At 73.3% G+C, this 16884-nt stretch carries 13 protein-coding genes and 1 tRNA gene; all 14 read right to left on the bottom strand.

All coding sequences use genetic code 11. The annotated features are described in order from the left end of the window. Nucleotides 1-178: 178 nt before the first annotated feature. The 14 genes from ACQPWW_RS13040 to murJ all read right to left on the bottom strand — a co-directional run bounded on the left by ACQPWW_RS13040 (nt 179) and on the right by murJ (nt 16884). Nucleotides 179-252 (bottom strand) — tRNA-Pro (locus ACQPWW_RS13040). A gap of 185 nt (nt 253-437) precedes the next feature. Then, nucleotides 438-1844 (bottom strand): ribosome biogenesis GTPase Der, encoded by a 1407-nt coding sequence (der, locus tag ACQPWW_RS13035; RefSeq protein WP_433132428.1) that lies wholly within the window; start codon nt 1842-1844, stop codon nt 438-440. Beyond that, nucleotides 1841-2521, bottom strand: a complete 681-nt coding sequence (gene cmk / locus ACQPWW_RS13030) for a (d)CMP kinase (protein ID WP_433132426.1) — start codon at nt 2519-2521, stop codon at nt 1841-1843. Before cmk ends, der begins: the two co-directional genes overlap by 4 nt. Nucleotides 2522-2719: 198 nt before the next feature. Continuing rightward, entirely contained in the window at nt 2720-3490 is a 771-nt protein-coding gene (locus ACQPWW_RS13025) for a pseudouridine synthase (protein WP_433132424.1), read from the bottom strand. Continuing rightward, nucleotides 3477-4439 carry an SMC-Scp complex subunit ScpB gene (gene scpB, locus ACQPWW_RS13020; RefSeq protein ID WP_433132422.1) on the bottom strand — a complete coding sequence of 321 codons (963 nt, stop codon included), beginning with the start codon at nt 4437-4439 and terminating at the stop codon, nt 3477-3479. Before scpB ends, ACQPWW_RS13025 begins: the two co-directional genes overlap by 14 nt. Further along, nucleotides 4432-5490, bottom strand: coding sequence for a segregation and condensation protein A (locus ACQPWW_RS13015; RefSeq protein ID WP_433132420.1), 1059 nt, complete (start codon nt 5488-5490; stop codon nt 4432-4434). Before ACQPWW_RS13015 ends, scpB begins: the two co-directional genes overlap by 8 nt. 41 nt (nt 5491-5531) lie before the next feature. Then, nucleotides 5532-6455, bottom strand: coding sequence for a ParA family protein (locus ACQPWW_RS13010; protein WP_088990243.1), 924 nt, complete (start codon nt 6453-6455; stop codon nt 5532-5534). Between the two features lie 181 nt (nt 6456-6636). After that, entirely contained in the window at nt 6637-7602 is a 966-nt protein-coding gene (locus ACQPWW_RS13005) for a site-specific tyrosine recombinase XerD (RefSeq protein ID WP_433132418.1), read from the bottom strand. Between the two features lie 41 nt (nt 7603-7643). Continuing rightward, nucleotides 7644-8759, bottom strand: coding sequence for an alanine dehydrogenase (ald, locus tag ACQPWW_RS13000; RefSeq protein WP_433132416.1), 1116 nt, complete (start codon nt 8757-8759; stop codon nt 7644-7646). A gap of 339 nt (nt 8760-9098) precedes the next feature. After that, nucleotides 9099-9704 (bottom strand): NUDIX domain-containing protein, encoded by a 606-nt coding sequence (locus ACQPWW_RS12995; RefSeq protein ID WP_433132414.1) that lies wholly within the window; start codon nt 9702-9704, stop codon nt 9099-9101. After that, entirely contained in the window at nt 9701-11452 is a 1752-nt protein-coding gene (locus tag ACQPWW_RS12990; RefSeq protein WP_433132412.1) for a CTP synthase, read from the bottom strand. Before ACQPWW_RS12990 ends, ACQPWW_RS12995 begins: the two co-directional genes overlap by 4 nt. Before the next feature lie 163 nt (nt 11453-11615). Then, entirely contained in the window at nt 11616-14033 is a 2418-nt protein-coding gene (locus ACQPWW_RS12985) for a hypothetical protein (RefSeq protein WP_433132410.1), read from the bottom strand. Next, complete coding sequence (locus tag ACQPWW_RS12980; protein WP_433132408.1) at nt 14033-15202, bottom strand: glycosyltransferase family 4 protein; 1170 nt, start codon at nt 15200-15202, stop codon at nt 14033-14035. Before ACQPWW_RS12980 ends, ACQPWW_RS12985 begins: the two co-directional genes overlap by 1 nt. Beyond that, on the bottom strand, nt 15199-16884 hold the full coding sequence (gene murJ, locus ACQPWW_RS12975) for a murein biosynthesis integral membrane protein MurJ (protein WP_433132406.1): 1686 nt from the start codon (nt 16882-16884) through the stop codon (nt 15199-15201). The genes ACQPWW_RS12980 and murJ overlap by 4 nt, the downstream gene beginning before the upstream one ends.

The raw sequence follows: 16884 nt of genomic DNA, 5'->3' as shown, positions 1-16884 counted from the left end.
GCTGAGAGCCGGTCCCGCCGAGCGAGGAGAACCGACGCCGAGGTAAGTGCTAATCATGCAGGGCGCGGACCTGGTTGCCGACCCCGGTAAATGGGGGGTTTTCGGGGGGCGGTTCAAAACCCCATAGACAAACTTAAAGCCCTGACCAGCGTTTCCGCTGGTCAGGGCTTTTTGTCTGTCGGGACGGCCGGATTCGAACCGACGACCCCTTGACCCCCAGTCAAGTGCGCTACCAAGCTGCGCCACGTCCCGCCCCCGCGTGGTTTCCCCCGCGGCAGCCGGTACAGCTTAGCGCAGCCGCCCCGGCTCATCCGCACAGGCCCCACCCGCATCGCGAGCTGACCCAACCACCGCACACCCCCTAAAGCGTCCTAGGAGGGTGGGGTAAAGGAATGCCGGATGGCCGGGTGGACCATCCGGCATTTCCGGTGAGCGGGTCAGCCGTGCGCCTTGCCACGGCCACCGGGGCCGAGCTTCTTGCGCGGGCGGACCGAGATCTCGATGGGGCTGCCCTCGTACCCGAATTCCTCGCGGAGCTTGCGCTCGACGAAGCGCTGGTAGCCGGCGTCGAGCGGCCCGGTGGTGAAGAGCACGAACCGTGGCGGCGCCACCCCGGCCTGCGTGGCGAACAGGATCCGCGGCGCGCGACCGCCGCGCACCGGGTGTGGGGTGGCCTGCACCAGCGCCGTCAACCACTGGTTGAGCTGCGCGGTCGGCACCCGGGTTTCCCAGCTGGCCAGGGCCTTGTTGAGGGCCGGCGCCAGCTTGTCCACCGCCCGGCCGGTCATCGCGGACAGGTTCAGGCGGATCGCCCAGGGGATGCGGCGCAGTTCCCTGTCGATTTCCTTGTCCAGGTAGTACCGGCGGTCGGCGTCGACGAGGTCCCACTTGTTGAACGCGATGACCATCGCCCGGCCGGCCTCGGTCACCATCGACAGGATCCGCTGATCCTGCTCGCTGATCGGCTCGCTGGAGTCCAGCAACACCACTGCCACCTCGGCGGCCTCGATGGCACCGGCGGTGCGCAGGCTGGCGTAGTACTCGGTGCCGCTGGCCTTGCCGACCCGCTTGCGCAGCCCGGCCGTGTCGACCAGTTGCCAGGTCTGACCGCCGATCTCGACGAGGCTGTCCACCGGGTCCACAGTGGTGCCCGCCACCGAGTCGACGACCGCCCGATCCTCACCGGAGAACCGGTTGAGCAGACTGGACTTGCCCACGTTCGGGCGCCCGACCAGCGCCACCCGGCGGGGGCCGCGCGGCCGGTTCTCGATGATCGCCGGGGCTTCCGGCAACGCGGCGAGGATGGCGTCCAGCAGGTCGCCGGAGCCACGCCCGTGCAGCGCGGAGATCGGGAACGGTTCACCGAGGCCGAGCGACCAGAGTGAGGTCGCCTCCATCTCGATGGCGGTGTTGTCGGCCTTGTTCGCCACCAGGATCACCGGCTTGGCGCTGCGCCGCAGCATCTTCACCGCGGCCTCGTCCACGTCGGTGGAGCCCACCATCGCGTCGACAACGAAGAGGACCACGTCGGCGGTCACGACCGCCGTCTCGGCCTGCGCCGCGATGGCCGCGGCCCGGTCCTTCGCGTCCGGTTCCCAACCGCCGGTGTCCACCACTGTGAACGCCCGGCCGTTCCACTGCGCGTCGTACGGCACCCGGTCCCGGGTCACCCCGGGGACGTCCTCGACGACCGCCTGCCGGCGGCCGATGATCCGGTTGACGAGCGTCGACTTGCCCACGTTGGGGCGGCCGACCACTGCCACGACCGGCTGCGGGCCGCTCGGTTCCTCGACGGCGACGTCGGGCTCACGCAGCTCGACCCACCCACCGCCATCGCTACTCATGCCACGCCCCGCTCGGTGAGCAGGTCGCGCAGCCGCGCCACGACCTCGTCGATGCCCAGTTCGGTGGTGTCCAGCACCACCGCGTCGGGCGCCTGCGCCAGCGGGTTGACCTTGCGGGTCGAGTCGAGACGGTCCCGTCGGGCCAGGTCGGCTGCGGTGGCCGCCACGTCGGCGGCGTCCTCGGCGCTGCGACGCGCCGCACGGGCCGCCTCAGAGGCGGTCAGGAAGACCTTGAGGTCCGCGTCCGGCGCGACGACCGAGCCGATGTCCCGACCCTCGACGACCATCCGGCCAGCGTTGGCGATCATCTCGCGTTGGCGGGCGACAAGCAGCTCGCGGACCGCCGGCATCGCGGCGACGGCAGAGACCGCTCCGGTCACCTCCGGGCCCCGGATGTCGGCGTCCACGCCGACCCCGTCGACGGTCACGGCGTACCCCTGCGGGTGGGTGCCGATGCGCAGGTTGACCTCGCCGGCGACCTTCGCCACCGACGCGGCGTCGGTGAGATCCACGCCGGAGCGCAGCACGGCCCACGTGATCGCCCGGTACATCGCCCCGGTGTCCAGGTAGCGCGCACCGATGCCGGCGGCGAGACGCCGCGACACGGTGGACTTACCCGAACCGGACGGCCCGTCCACAGCGACCACACATCGCCCGGCCCGTACGTTTTCCTCCACCGTGTCCTCCTCAGCCCGTACCTCACGGATCGCCCGGTGATCTGGCGCCGCAAGCGGTTTGTCAATCGTCATCAATCATGCCCGCAGTCCGTCGCGGACCCGCGCCCGCCGCCGCCGGAGGCGACCCACGCCACCTCCGGTGGCCGCGTTCCGGCCGTCGGTGGAGCCTACCGGCAGCCGTACCCCGAACTCCGGGGGTCAGTCACCCACCGCGTTGAACAGGGCGGCGACCTCGGCGTTTGTCAGCCGCCGGATCCGACCGGTCCGCAGGTCACCGAGCCGGATGGGCCCGATCGAGGTACGCACCAGCCGGGTGACCGGGTGCCCGACCTCCTCCATCAGCCGCCGGACGATGTGCTTGCGGCCCTCGTGCAGGCTCAGCTCCACCTGGGCGCTCTTACCCAAGGTGTCCACCACCTTGAACGAGTCGACCTTGACCGGCCCGTCCTCCAGCTCGACCCCGGCCAGCAGCCGCTTGCTCAGGTTGCGCGGAATCGGCCCGACCACCTCGGCGAGGTAGGTCTTCAGCACCTCGTACGAGGGGTGCATGAGCTTGTGCGCGAGGGTGCCGTCGTTGGTGAGCAGCAGCAGGCCCTCGCTGTCCGCGTCGAGCCGCCCGACGTGGTAGACCCGCTGCTCCACCCGGTTGCCGATGAACTCGGCCAGCTCGTTGCGTCCCTTGTCGTCCGCCATGGTGGTTACCACCCCGCGTGGCTTGTTCATCGCCACGTAGACCAGGCGGATGTCGACCTGGAGACGCTCGCCGTCCACGTGGATCACCGCGGTGGCCGGGTCGACCTTGTCACCGAGCTTGGCGACCCGCCCGTCCACGGTGACCCGGCGGCGGAAGATCAGGTCCTCGCAGGCGCGCCGGGAACCCACGCCGGCGGCGGCGAGCACCTTCTGCAGGCGCTCAGCCCCCTCATAGACGGGGGCGTTGGGTTTCGGGGAACGGTTATCGGGTCGCATCAGCAAGCTCTTCTACGTCGTCGGGCAGGAAGGGTGCGAGGGGCGGCAGCTCGGCAACGGTGTTCAGCCCGAGCTTCTCCAGGAACAACGTGGTGGTCCGGTAGAGGAACGCCCCGCTGTCCTGTTCGGTGCCGCACTCCTCGACGAGGCCGCGGGTGACCAGCGTACGGATGACCCCGTCGCAGTTCACACCCCGGATGGCTGAGATTCGCGAACGGGTCACCGGCTGCTTGTAGGCGACCACGGCGAGCGTCTCCAACGCCGCCTGGGTCAGCCGTACGGACTGCCCGTCCAACACGAACCGTTCAACGTACGTAGCGTATTCCGGCCGGGTGTAGAGCCGCCACCCACCGGCCGCCCGCCGCAACTCGAACCCGTGGCCGGCGGCGGTGTAGCCGGCGGCGATCTCGTCGAGCAGCGGCCCGACCCGTTCGGCCGGCTGCTCCAGCACCTGGGCCAGGACCAGCTCGCTGACCGGTTCGTCGACCACCAGCAGGATCGCCTCCAGCGCGCCGCGCAGTTCGGCGTCGGACAGCTCCGGCGCCGGCTCCGGGGCGGCCGTCACCCGCCGCCGCCCCACGCCCTCCCGACGAGGTACGCCGACAGCCGCGCCCGACTCCCCCACCACGTCCGAGGCCGGCTCGCCCGGGACCGGCTCGCCCGGGACCGGCTCGCCCGGGACCGGCTCGCCCGGGACCGGCTCGCCCGGGACCGGCTCGCCCGGGACCGGCTCGACGGCGATGCCGGATTCGGGCCTCGGTCGGGTCGGTTGCGCGCCGTTGCCCTCGGTGTCCGGTGCCGGGGGTACGGCGGCTGACTCGTCCGACGGAACGTCGGTGGGCTCCGGCTCCGGCTCCGGTTCGGGGGCGGGCGGCCGGGGGCGCTCCCACGGCGGAACCCAGGCGGCGGCCTGGTCGGCAAGCGAATCCCGGCGTTCCTCGTCACTCATTCCGCTCACCCTCCGTCGCTCCCGTCCCGTCCGCCCCGCCGGCCTCCCCGGTCGACTCCGGCCCGCCGGGCAACCCCGACAGCTCCCGGTCGGCGGGCAACCCCGACAGCTCCCGGTCGGCGGGCGACCCGGACAGCTCCGGGTCGTCAGGCAACCCCGACAGCTCCCGGTCGGCGGACGACCCGGACGGCTCCGGGTCGGCCGGGGTGCCGGCGTACTCGTCGACGTGCAGCTCCGTGTCGCCGTCGGCCGGGCCGGTCCAGCGCACGGTCAACTCCTCCAGGGCCTGTTCCTGCACGAAGGCGACAAGCCCCTCCCGGTACAGCTCCAGCAGCGCGAGGAACCGCGCCACCACCTCCAGGGTGGCCTCGCAGTCGGCGCAGAGCAGCGAGAACGTGGCAGTGCCGGCCCGGCGCAGCCGGGCGGCGAGGATCGCCGCGTGTTCCCGGACACTGACCCGGACCATGTGCACGTGGGCGATGGAGACTTCCGGCACCGGTTTCGGGGTCATCGCCTTCACGGCCAGCTTCAGCAGCCGCTGCGGGCCGATGCCGAGGACCAGGTCGGGCAGCGCCTCGGCGTAGCGGGGTTCCAGGCTGACCGCCCGCGGGTACCTCCGACCGCCGACCGCCTCCAGCTCGGCGATGTGCGCCGCCGCCTCCTTGTACGCCTTGTACTGCAGCAGCCGGGCGAAGAGCAGGTCCCGTGCCTCCAGCAGGGCGAGGTCGGCCTCGTCCTCCACCTCGGCGGCGGGCAGCAGCCGGGCGGCCTTCAGGTCGAGCAGGGTCGCGGCGATGAGCAGGAACTCGCTGGCCTCGTCGAGGTCCCAGTCGTCGCCCATGGCCCGGATGTAGGCGATGAACTCGTCGGTGACCGTGTGCAGGGCCACCTCGGTGACGTCGAGCTTGTGCTTGCCGATCAGTTGCAGCAGCAGGTCGAACGGGCCGGTGAAGTTGGCCAGGCGCACCGTGAAGCCGCTCGCGGCGGGCGGCACACCATCGACCACGGCCGGAGTGGCGGCGTCAGGCGGGTCGAGGGGTGGCGCGGTCACCGCACGACCGTAGTCCACGAGGCGGGCACCGGGCGTTCCGGCTACCGCTCCGACTGGGCGGCGATCACCTCGCGGGCCAGCTGACGGTAGTTGCGTGCGCCGGACGAGGCCGGGTCCATCGTCGTGATGGGGGCACCGGCCACGGTGGACTCCGGGAACTTCACCGTCTTGGTGATGACCGTCTGGTAGACCTTGTCACCGAACGCCTCGACCACCCGCTGGAGGACCTGGCGGCAGTGCGTGGTGCGGCTGTCGTACATGGTGGCGAGGATGCCCTCGAGCTCCAGGTCGAAGTTGAGCCGCTCCCGCACCTTGTCGATGGTGTCCAGCAGCAGCGCCACACCGCGCAGGCTGAAGAACTCGCATTCGAGGGGGATGAGGACCCCGTGCGCGACGGTCAGCGCGTTGATCGCCAGCAGGCCGAGCGACGGCTGGCAGTCGATCAGGATGTAGTCGTACTCCTTGCGGACCGACCGCAGGACCCGGGCCAGGGCCATCTCCCGGGCGACCTCGTTGACGAGCTGGATCTCGGCGGCGGAGAGGTCGATGTTGGCCGGCAGCAGGTGCAGGCCCGCCACGTCGGTCTTGATCAGGACGTCCTCGGCGGTCACGTCGTCCTGCATGAGCAGGTTGTAGACGGACAGGTCGAGGTTGTGCGGGTTGACCCCCAGCCCCACCGAGAGGGCGCCCTGCGGGTCGAAGTCGACGAGCAGCACCTTGCGGCCATACTCGGCGAGCGCCGCGCCCAGGTTGATGGTGGTGGTGGTCTTGCCGACGCCACCCTTCTGGTTGGCCATCGCGATGATGCGCGCCGGCCCGTGCCGGTCGGTGGGCATGGGCTCGGGGATGGGCTTGCGCATCGTGTAGGCAGCCGGGTCCGCCGGACCCAGGTCCGCGCCGAGCGTGGCCTGCTGCTCGCGGAGCTCCGACGTCCAGGTCTCGGCACGGTCACCGTTGCCAGCCATGTGCTCGTTGCCCCCTCCCGACGACCCCACCCGGCGTCGGAGCCGTCCGACGTCCTTCGCGGCGCCGCTGCGCACCCCGGTCGTGTCGCTCCAGGAGGTCCGCGCCGATGCCGACTGTACGCCACCGACCAGCAGGGGGTTCGGCACCGGCCCGGCGTGTCGGAGCCGACCGCGACCTGGTTCAGTCCCGGGCGCGCGGATGGGCGGTCGCGTAGACCTCGCGCAGCCGCTCGACTGTGACAAGTGTGTAGACCTGTGTCGTGGTCACCGACGCGTGGCCGAGCAACTCCTGGACCACCCGGACGTCGGCGCCGCCGTCGAGCAGGTGGGTGGCGTACGAGTGGCGCAGGGTGTGCGGCGAGACGGCTGCGGGCCCGTCGACGGGCAGCCCCGCCCGGCCGGCGGCGGCGCGCAGGATGCCCCAGGCGCCCTGCCGGGTCAGCGCGCCGCCGCGGGCGTTGAGGAAGACCGTCGGGGTGCCCCGACCGGCGGCGGCCAGCCCGGGACGGGCCCGGACCAGGTAGGCGCGCACCGCGTCGACGGCGTACCCGCCGATCGGCACCAACCGCACCCGGCCACCCTTGCCGCGCAGCACCACGGTGCCCTCGTCGGTGTCCAGGTCGTCCACTGCGGCGCCGACCGCTTCGGAGATCCGCGCGCCGGTGCCGTACAGAAACTCCAGCAGCGCCCGGTCGCGCAGCGCGAGCGGCGCGTCGGCGCCGACCGCGCCGATCGGGCCGGCGGTCTCCAGCAACCGGACCACGTCGTCGACCGGGAGCGCCCGGGGCAGCCGGCGGGGCGGGGTGGGCGGACGCACGTCGCGGCTGGGGTCGACGCCGGCCAGCCCCTCGCGCAGCGCGAAGCGGTGCAGGCCGCGGACCGCGCTGGCGGCGCGGGCGGCGGAGGAGACCGCCAGCGGCGGGTGCGCGTCGTCGCCCGCGCGCAGCCGCGCCAGGTGCGACTCGACGAGACCGGCGCCGACGGACGCGAGGTCGGCGACGCCGGCCTCGACCAGGGTCGCGAGGTAGCGGTCCAGATCCCGGCGGTACGAGGCGAGCGTGTTCGTCGACAGTCCACGCTCGACGGTGAGGTGGTCGAGGTAGCCGCGCACGGCACGGCGCAGCGCCGGCGCGGGTTGTTCGCCCACGCCGGCGCCGGAGTCCGTGCTGCCGGTCAGCCCGCCACCGCTCAGGCCAGCGCGTCGGTCAGCGGCAGCGCGTCCATGCCGTGCGCCTCGGCGACCGGACCGTAGGTGACCTGGCCGTCGTACGTGTTCAGGCCCAGCGCCAACGCCGGGTCGCGGCGCAGCGCCTCCCGCCAGCCGTGGTTGGCCAGCTCCAGGGCGTACGGCAGGGTGACGTTGGTCAGGGCGTACGTGCTGGTGTTCGGCACCGCGCCGGGCATGTTCGCCACGCAGTAGAAGATCGACTCGTGCACCTTGTAGACCGGGTCGGCGTGGGTCGTGGGGCGCGAGTCCTCGAAGCAGCCGCCCTGGTCGATCGCGATGTCGACGAGCACACTGCCCGGCTTCATCCGGGAGACCAGCTCGTTGGAGACCAGCGTCGGCGCCTTCGCGCCGGGCACCAGCACCGCGCCGATGACCAGGTCGGCGTCGAGCACGGCCCGCTCGACCTCGTAGGCGTTGGACGCGATGGTCTGCAGGTGGCCGCGGTAGATGGCGTCGGCGGAACGCAGCCGGGCGACGTTCTTGTCCAGCAGCAGCACCTCGGACTGCAGGCCCAGCGCGATCGCGGCGGCGTTCATGCCGGACACGCCCGCGCCGATGACGACGGTCTTGGCCGCGTACACGCCGGAGACACCGCCGGGCAGCACACCGCGCCCACCGCCGGTACGCATCATGTAGAAGGCGCCCACCTGCGGGGCGAGCCGGCCGGCGACCTCGGACATCGGGGCGAGCAGCGGCAGCGACCGGTCCGGCAGCTCGACGGTCTCGTACGCGATGCCGGTCACCTTGCGGTCGATCAGCGCGTCGGTGCACACCTTGGAGGCGGCCAGGTGCAGGTAGGTGAAGAGCACCTGCCCCTCGCGCATCCGGTGGTACTCCTCGGCGATCGGCTCCTTGACCTTGAGCACCAGCTCGGCGGTCTCCCACACCTCGTCGGCGGTGGCGAGGATCTTCGCGCCGGCGGCGGCGAACTCCTCGTCGGTGATGCTGGAGCCGACCCCGGCACCGGCCTCGACGAAGACCTGGTGACCACTGCGGGTGAACTCGTTGACGCCCGCTGGCGTGATCGCCACGCGGTACTCGTGGTTCTTGACCTCGCGTGGGATTCCGACCTTCACGATGCAGACACCTCTCTTCGGGGCTGCTCTCCCCCGACTGCTCGGTGCCGCGGCGGCCCCTTTGCCACCACGGTCCACCGGTCCCGCCGGCGGCAGTCTAGGCGCGCCCGGTGCCGCCGCAAGCCAGCACACTGGCATCCGGTGCCCGGGTGTCCTGACGGAGTGTCAGGGCGCCGCGCGGATTCGCCGGTGGAGCATCGCCTCCGCCGTCCGGATCGGGTTCGACCATTATCGCCCCATCTGCCGGACGCCGCTGCGGACAGCCGGCAAGGGGCCCCGCGGCTGACCGCGGGACCCCTTCGCGCGTACTCCCCCGCCGGCGCGGACCGGCGGCGGCGCTCAGCGTGGCAGCGGCGCGTCCGCCCGGCGCAGCGCCGACCAGCCGGTGTCCCGGGCGCGGGCCGCGGCCAGCAGCCCGGCCACCGCGGACGCGTTGGTGATCTCGCCGGCCAGGACCATGGCCACCGCCTCGTCCAGGTCGATCCGGACGACCTGGAGGTCGGCCTCCTCGTCGCGGCGCTCGTGGCGTTCGTCGGCCGGCACCTCGGCGAGGCCACGGGCCAGGAAGACCCGCACCAGCTCGTTTGTGAACCCGGGTGAGCTGTGCAGGTCGACGAGCACGTCGACCTGCCCGGCGGTGAGGTCCGCCTCCTCGGCCAGCTCCCGCAACGCGGCCGCCGGCAACTCCTCGCCGGAGACGTCCATCAGCCCGGCGGGCAGCTCCCACAGGTGCCGGCCGACCGGGTGCCGGTACTGCCGGATCAGCACCACCTGGCCGGCGTCGTCGAGCGCCACCACGGCCACCGCCCCGACGTGCCGGACGAGGTCACGCACCCCCGTCCCGCCGCCGGGCATTGTCACCTCCTCGGTGACCACGTCGAAGATCCGCCCCCGGTACCGCTCCTCGCGGGACCGCACCTCGTAGCGGTGCTCCACCCCGCTCACGACGCGGATGCCGCCTTCGTCGCGGCGCCGTTGCGGGCGGCCTTGCGCGTCGTCGGGGCCTCCGTCGCCGCGTCCAGGTCGACAGGCAGCTGGTCGGCCTGCGAGTACGTCACCGCGGCCTTGACGAACGAGGCGAACAGCGGGTGCGGGCGGGTGGGTCGGCTCTTCAGCTCCGGGTGCGCCTGGGTGGCCACGAAGAACGGGTGCAGGCTCCGGTCCAGCTCGACGAACTCGACAAGCCGACCGTCCGGCGACGTGCCGGAGATGTGCAGGCCCGCCTTGGTCAGCGCGTCCCGGTAGGCGTTGTTCACCTCGTAGCGGTGCCGGTGCCGCTCGCTGATCTCGGTGCTGCCGTACGCCTCGGCGACGATCGACCCCTCGGTCAGCGTCGCCGGGTAGGCCCCGAGCCGCATGGTGCCACCCAGGTCGCCCCGGCCCGCGACGATGTCCTCCTGGTCGGCCATCGTGGCGATGACCGGGTGCGCGGCCTGCTCGTCGAACTCCAACGAGTTGGCGCCGTCCAGGCCGGCCAGGTGCCGGGCCACCTCGATGGTCATGCACTGCAGGCCGAGGCAGAGGCCGAGCAGCGGGATGCCGGTCTCGCGGGCGTACCGGGCGGTGCCGATCTTGCCCTCGATGCCGCGCACGCCGAAGCCGCCGGGGATGAGGATGCCGTCCACGCCGGCCAACGCCGCGGCGGCGCCGGCCGGGGTGACGCACTCGTCACTGGGCACCCAGCGCAGCTGCACCCGGGCCCGGTGACCGAACCCGGCAGCGCGGATCGCCTCGCTGACCGACAGGTACGCGTCGGGCAGGTCGACGTACTTGCCGACCACCGCGACGGTGACCGTGTGCCGGGGCCGGTGCACCCGCTCCAGCAGGTCGTCCCAGCTGGCCCAGTCCACGTCCCGGAAGGAGAGACCGAGCCGGCGCACCACGTACGCGTCGAGCCCCTCCCGGTGCAGCACCTTCGGGATGTCGTAGATGCTCGGGGCGTCCGGGGCGGCGACGACCGCCTCGGCGTCCACGTCGCAGTAGAGCGACAGCTTCTCCTTGAGCTTCACCGGGATCTCCCGGTCGCAGCGCAGCACTATCGCGTCCGGCTGGATACCGATGTTGCGCAGCTGCGCCACCGAGTGCTGGGTCGGCTTGGTCTTCAGCTCACCCGACGGCGCCAGGTACGGCACCAGCGAGACGTGCAGGTAGAAGCAGTTGTCGCGGCCCAGGTCGTGGCGGACCTGGCGGATCGCCTCCAGGAACGGCAGCGACTCGATGTCGCCGACCGTGCCGCCGACCTCGGTGATCACCACGTCGGGGAGCTGGCCGTCCTCGTCCGGGTCGGCCATCGCCAGGATCCGCGACTTGATCTCGTTGGTGATGTGCGGGATGACCTGGACGGTGTCGCCCAGGTATTCGCCCCGCCGCTCCTTGGCGATCACGTCGGAGTAGATCTGGCCGGTGGTGACGTTCGCCTTGCCGGACAGGGCCCGGTCCAGGAAGCGCTCGTAGTGCCCGACGTCGAGGTCGGTCTCGGCGCCGTCCTCGGTGACGAAGACCTCACCGTGCTGGAACGGGTTCATCGTCCCCGGGTCGACGTTCAGGTAGGGGTCGAGCTTCTGCATCACCACCCGCAACCCGCGGGCGGTCAACAGGTTGCCGAGGCTGGAGGCGGTGAGGCCCTTACCCAGCGAGGAGGCGACGCCCCCGGTGACGAAAATGTGCCTGGTCGTCCGTGCTGATGGGGCCAAGGCCTGCTCCCGTGTCGTCTGTCGCGGTCATGCAGACCGCCGTGCTTGATCAGCTCAGTGATCACGCGATCCACGGGATTCGACGGTAACACCTCCCGGGCGGGTACCCGCAGGCCGCACCCCGGCTGCGACACCACCGGGTCATCCGGCCGAGGGTCGGCGCTCAGGGAGCGGCAACCTCGGTCGATGATCGGTTGACCTGTCGGGGCGGCACGGGCACCGTCGAGGCGGCGTCCGGCGTCGACCCGCGCGCGGCCGACCCGGCCGGCTCGTCGGCGTCGGTCGGGGGGTCTTCGGCGTCGGTCGCGGGGTCGGCCGGCGGCGCGACCGGCTCCGGTGCGCCCGCGGGCGGTCCGCTGATCGGACGGGGGTGCACCGCGCCCAGCGGTCCCCCACCGCGGGTCGGGCCGTCATCCCCACCGACCGGACCGACCCCACCGGACCCCGAGTCGTCGGCGCCGTCCGCGCGGGAGCGACCCGTCAGCGGGCGGGTCCGGTCGGCGGCGTGCCCGAGGACCCGCAGCGACGCCAGGGCGGCCATCGGCACCACCAGCGCGGCGGCAGCGCCCAGCACGTCCAGCGCCGCGCCGTCGAGCACCCCACCGAGCACCGCCGCGACCACGCTGCCGGCCATCGCGGCCCGCACCGCCGGGTAGATGCCGAACAACCGCATCAGCCCACCCCACGGCTGCAACAGGGCGAACCACACAAGCAACCCACCCACCAGCGCCAGCACGGTCAGCGGGCTGTTGACCAACGTCTCAAAATTCTCCGTGCTGGATCGGTGCACGGTGAACCCGCCGGTGCCGTCGCCTAGCGCGGAGAGGAACCTGCCCAGGCTGCCCCGCTCGGCCGCCGAACGCCGCAGGTCCACCACGGCGAACCCGATGCCGACCGCCAGGGCGGCCATGGCGGCCCAGGCCAGCCGGGTGATCGTCAACCAGCCACCGGCGCTGATCACGGCGGCGACACTCAGACCGGCGGTGAGCGCGATCGCGCCGATCGGGTCGGCGCCCAGGTACGGGCTGCCGACCACCACCACGGCGAGACCGCCCACGGCCACCATCACCGCGGGCCGCCAGCCACGGTGCACCCGTTGGGCGAACCAGCCACCGGTGAGCAACGCCCCGGCGAGGAACACTCCCAGCCCCACGGTGCTCAGCCCGGCGTAGCGGCCACCCTGCAACGCGGAGTACCCGACCACGCCGTTGAGCTGGAGCTTGGCCCCGGTGAGCACGTCCAGCCCGACGACAAGCGTGGTGAGGCCGGCCACCGCGCCGAGCGGGCCGAGGGTGCCCGCGTACCCGGGGACGAACCGGACCGCCGCGGTGCCGGCGGCCACCAGCAGCCCGGTCATCCCGGCGAAGAGCCAGCCGGGGTGTTCGCCGCGCCACCAGGGCACCGCGTCGGCCAGCAGCGCCGCCGGCACCGTCAACGCCACGGCGACAAGCAGCAACTCCGCCACCGCCACGACCCGCCCGGACACGGCCGTCGGGCCGGACGGCCCGGCGTGCGGGCGGGCACGGCGCAGCAGCGGCAGGATCGCCAGCGCCAACAGCACCTGCACACCGGCGAGCAGCGTGAAGAACCGCCCGGAGACGGTCCGCTGGGCGGCCGCCTCCCGATCGGCGTCCGCCGGGGCGCTGATCGCGTCGGCGAGGTCGGCCGGCCGACCACCGGTGCTGACCGCCGGCCGGCCGAGGAAGAGGCGCTCCGGCATCGGCCGGCCCAGCGCGGCGAGGGCGGTCGGCGCGAGGTCGACGAGTTGCAGGTACCCGTCGCGGCCGGTGCTGGCCGAGGTGAGCCACCCCCGCTCCCAGCCCGGACCGTCGGCGACCGCCACGTGCAGCCGCGACGGCTGGGCGGTGTCGGAGATCCCCGCGACAAGCACCAACGACCGCGGGGGCCGTGCGGCCAGCACCCGGGCCAGCTGGGCGTCCGCCGCTCGGGCCTGCACGGCGCGCGACGCCGCATCGGGCCCCTCGACGGTGCCGAGGTCGACGATGCTCAGCACGCACGAGCCGAGCAGCGCCCGCGGATCGGCCGGCAACGCCGAGGCGTACCTGTCGACGCGGCCGAACGGTCGGGCGGCCGCCACTGCCGCACCCGGTCCCACGGCTACGGAGCAGCGGACCGACTCCGACAGCGAACCGGGCATGGCGCCCCAGGACAGGCGCTGCTGGTTGTACTGCACCACGCTCTCCTGGTCGGGCAGGTTCGCGCCGATGCCGTCGGGTTGGTCCACTGCCACCCCGGCCGGCGGGCAGCCGTCGGGCGGCCGGCTGCCGTTCCACGCGGCGAAGCTGCCCGCGCCCAGGGTCAGCCAGCCGTCCACCGGGCAGGTGGGCCGGTGCGCCGACCGCACCGACAGGGAGCCGATCGACCCCTCCTGGGCCATCCGCCACAACGTCGGGGTGCTCTGCGGGTCGACGTCCTCCCAGCGCAGCCCGGCGACCCCGGCGAGCACCACGAAGTCGGCGCTGCGGTGCGGGATGCTCTGCGGTGGGCGGGCCGCCAGCGCGGTGACGCCGAGCGCCACCACGAGCACGGTCAGCAGGGCGGGGGCGATTCGGCGCAACATCACCGGTGTCCCGTTCTCGGGGCGTCGGAGTCCGGGGTGGTCGCCGGGCCGGTGGGGTGCCCGGCCACCTCGGCGTAGAGGGCGGCCAGCGCGCCGACGGTGTCCGTCTCGGTCGGCCACGTCGCCGCCCGTTCCGCGCCCCGCCGGCCCAGCTCGGCCCGCGCCGCCGGGTCGTCCAGCAGCGCCCGCACCGCCGCGTCGACAGCGTCCACGTCGCCGGCGGGGACCAGCGCGGCGGCGTCGCCGACCAGCTCCGGCAGCCCGCCGACAGCGGTGGCCACCAGTGGTACGCCGGCGCGCAGCGCCTCCTGGGCGAAAAGCTGCCGGGCCTCCCAGTCGCTTGTCACCACCGCGAGGTCGGCGCCGGCGAGCAGGTCGGCCACGTCGGTGCGGTGCCCCAGCAGGGTCACCGGCGCGCGGGCCGCGGAGGTCCGGGCGGCCAGCGGCAGGTAGGCCGGGCCACTGCCCGCGATCACCACGACCGGCGGTGGGGTACGCGTACGCCAGCGGGCCGCCGCGTCGATCAGCACGTCGTAGCGCTTCTGCGGGTGCAACCGGCCGACTGAGACGATCAACGGCTGGTCCGGGCGTACGCCGAACTCGGCGCGTACCGCCGCCGGGCGTCGACGCGGCGCGGGCAGCGTCGGCGCGGCGACCGGGGCGAGTCGGGCATCGGTGGCGCCCAGCGCGGCGGCCCGGCGCACCAGATCCGTGGAGGCGCCCAGGGCCACCCGGGCGCCGCGGGCCACCACTCGTTCGGCGAGGCGGGACATTCCGCCCCGCAGGCCGCCGGCCAGCACCGCGTTGTGCCAGGTGACGATCAGTGGGGCGGCGGGACGGGCCAGCACGGCGACCAGCCCGGCGCGCAGGCCGTGCGCGTGCACCGCGTCGACGCGGGCGGCGGAGAGCACCCGCCGCAGGGCGAGCACCGCTCGGGCGTCGGCCGGAGTGGGGCTGGCCGGGATCTCCACCGGCTCGAAACGCGCACCCACGCCGGTGAAGTCGAACTGCTCCTGGGTGGCGGCCGGCCCGCAGACCAGGACTGTCGCGCCGCCCGCGACGAGGCCCCGTGCCGCCGAGCGGACGTGTTGGCCGACCCCGCCGGTGCTGGACGCGAGCACCAACGCGACGCTGCCCGACCAGCCGGCCGGCAGAGCTGGCTGAGTCATCGCGCTGCCGTCTCCTTCCCGTCGCCCCGTTCCGGGGAGACCGGCGTCGATCCGCCGTCCCCGCCCCGTGGCCCCCGCCGACCCAGACGCCGCAGCACCCCGGCGAGCAGCGGCCGCACGTCCCGCCGGTCGACGAACCAGACCACGGCGAGGAACACCGCCCCGACCAGAACCCCGGACAGCATGCCCTGACCGAGTGCCGCCGCCGTCGTCGGGGTGCCGCCGCCCGGTGTGTCGAGCCAGCGGGTGAGGCCCAGCCCGGCGAGCGCGGCGAGCACACCGGCGAGGCCACCGGCCGCCCCGGCACGGGCCGCGCCGGTCAGCGCCGGACGGCCGGCGCCGCGCGCCACCGCCAGGAGCAGCAGCGCCCCGAGGACCAGCATCCCCACCGAGTTCGCGGACGTCACCGCGAGCACCCGGTCGGAGGTGGGGAGCAGCGCCGTCAGCGGCAACGCCACGGCCGGGACGACCAGCCAGCCGAGGGTGATCGCCACGGTCGCCGACCGGGTTTCGCCGCGCGCGTACAGCGCGCGGGACAGGACCGCGAACAAGCCGTAGCCGAGCAGACCCGGCGCGAATCCGCGGATGGCCGCCGCGGTGGACGCCGGGTTGTCCGGATAGAAGAGGTCGGCGATCGGCTGCGCGGTACCGATCAACGCCGCGACGCCCAGGCAGCTGAAGAGCAGCACGCCACGCACCGCGCCGGAGAGGGTCCGCCGGTATTCGTCGTCGTCGCCGGCGGCGCTGGCGGTGGCCAGCGTGGGATAGGACGCCACCGCCAGCGGCACGGCGAGGACCGCCCACGGCAGCAGGTAGATCGCCTGGGCCAGGTTGAACACCTGGGGGGAGCCGGTGGGGCCGCCGGAGACCCGGTTCAGGACCACCAGGAGCGCGACCTGCTGCGCCGCCACCGTCACCGCGCCCGCCGTGGCGAGCCCGCCGATCCGGGCCCGCGCGTCAGGGGTGAAGGCGTACCCGAACCGGGGCCGTACCCGCAGCCGCCGCAGCGGGATCAGCAGGGAGAGCGACAGCACGACCACGCCGAGGGTGGTGCCGCCGGAGAGGAGCAGTTCGCCGGCGCGGCCGACCTGGGCCACTGACACGCCCCGCCCCTGGGCGGCGCCGAAGGCCACGTAGACGACGACCACGGTGAGGCTGGACAGCAGCGGTGCGATGACGGGCCAGGCGAAGCGTCGGTGCGCCTGGAGGACACCGGTGAGCACGATGCCGATCCCGTAGAGCGGCAACTGCGGAGCGAACACCCGCAGCATCCGCGCGCCAGCGGCGAGTTCCGCCGCCGACCGTCCCGCGCTGATCACCGAGATGATCGGGTCGGCGAACAGGACGACGAGCACAGCGAGGGGAACCAGCAGACTCACCGTCCAGGTGAGCAGGGCTCCGGTGGTCGCCGCCACCGTCCGCCGGTCGTCCGCGGCGACCGCCCCGGCCAGCAGTGGCACGACCAGGCTGGCCAACGCCCCGCCCGCGACGATCTCGAAGACGATGTTCGGCACCGTGTTGGCGATGACGTACATGCCGCCGAGGTCGCTCTGCTCGACCACCCAGGTGAACACGGCGGTACGGCCGAAGCCGGCGAGCCGGCTGGCCACGGTGAGGACGGCGATGAGCGCGGCTGCCCCGGCCAACCGGCCGGCGCCGGCGAGGGGTGCCGGTCTGGTCAC

Origin of the sequence: Micromonospora sp. CA-240977 (genome assembly GCF_050942285.1) — a bacterium.
Lineage (GTDB): Bacteria > Actinomycetota > Actinomycetes > Mycobacteriales > Micromonosporaceae > Micromonospora.
The sequence above is the reverse complement of the archived record's forward strand: the minus strand, read 5'-3'. Positions and strand labels throughout refer to the sequence as shown.

Bases quoted from the DNA above. Each gene is read 5' to 3' on its own strand.
- der (WP_433132428.1), bottom strand. From the start codon at position 1,844: ATGAGTAGCGATGGCGGTGGGTGGGTCGAGCTGCGTGAGCCCGACGTC.
- ACQPWW_RS13025 (WP_433132424.1), bottom strand. From the start codon at position 3,490: ATGCGACCCGATAACCGTTCCCCGAAACCCAACGCCCCCGTCTATGAG.
- scpB (WP_433132422.1), bottom strand. From the start codon at position 4,439: ATGAGTGACGAGGAACGCCGGGATTCGCTTGCCGACCAGGCCGCCGCC.
- ACQPWW_RS13010 (WP_088990243.1), bottom strand. From the start codon at position 6,455: ATGGCTGGCAACGGTGACCGTGCCGAGACCTGGACGTCGGAGCTCCGC.
- ACQPWW_RS12985 (WP_433132410.1), bottom strand. From the start codon at position 14,033: ATGTTGCGCCGAATCGCCCCCGCCCTGCTGACCGTGCTCGTGGTGGCG.
- ACQPWW_RS12980 (WP_433132408.1), bottom strand. From the start codon at position 15,202: ATGACTCAGCCAGCTCTGCCGGCCGGCTGGTCGGGCAGCGTCGCGTTG.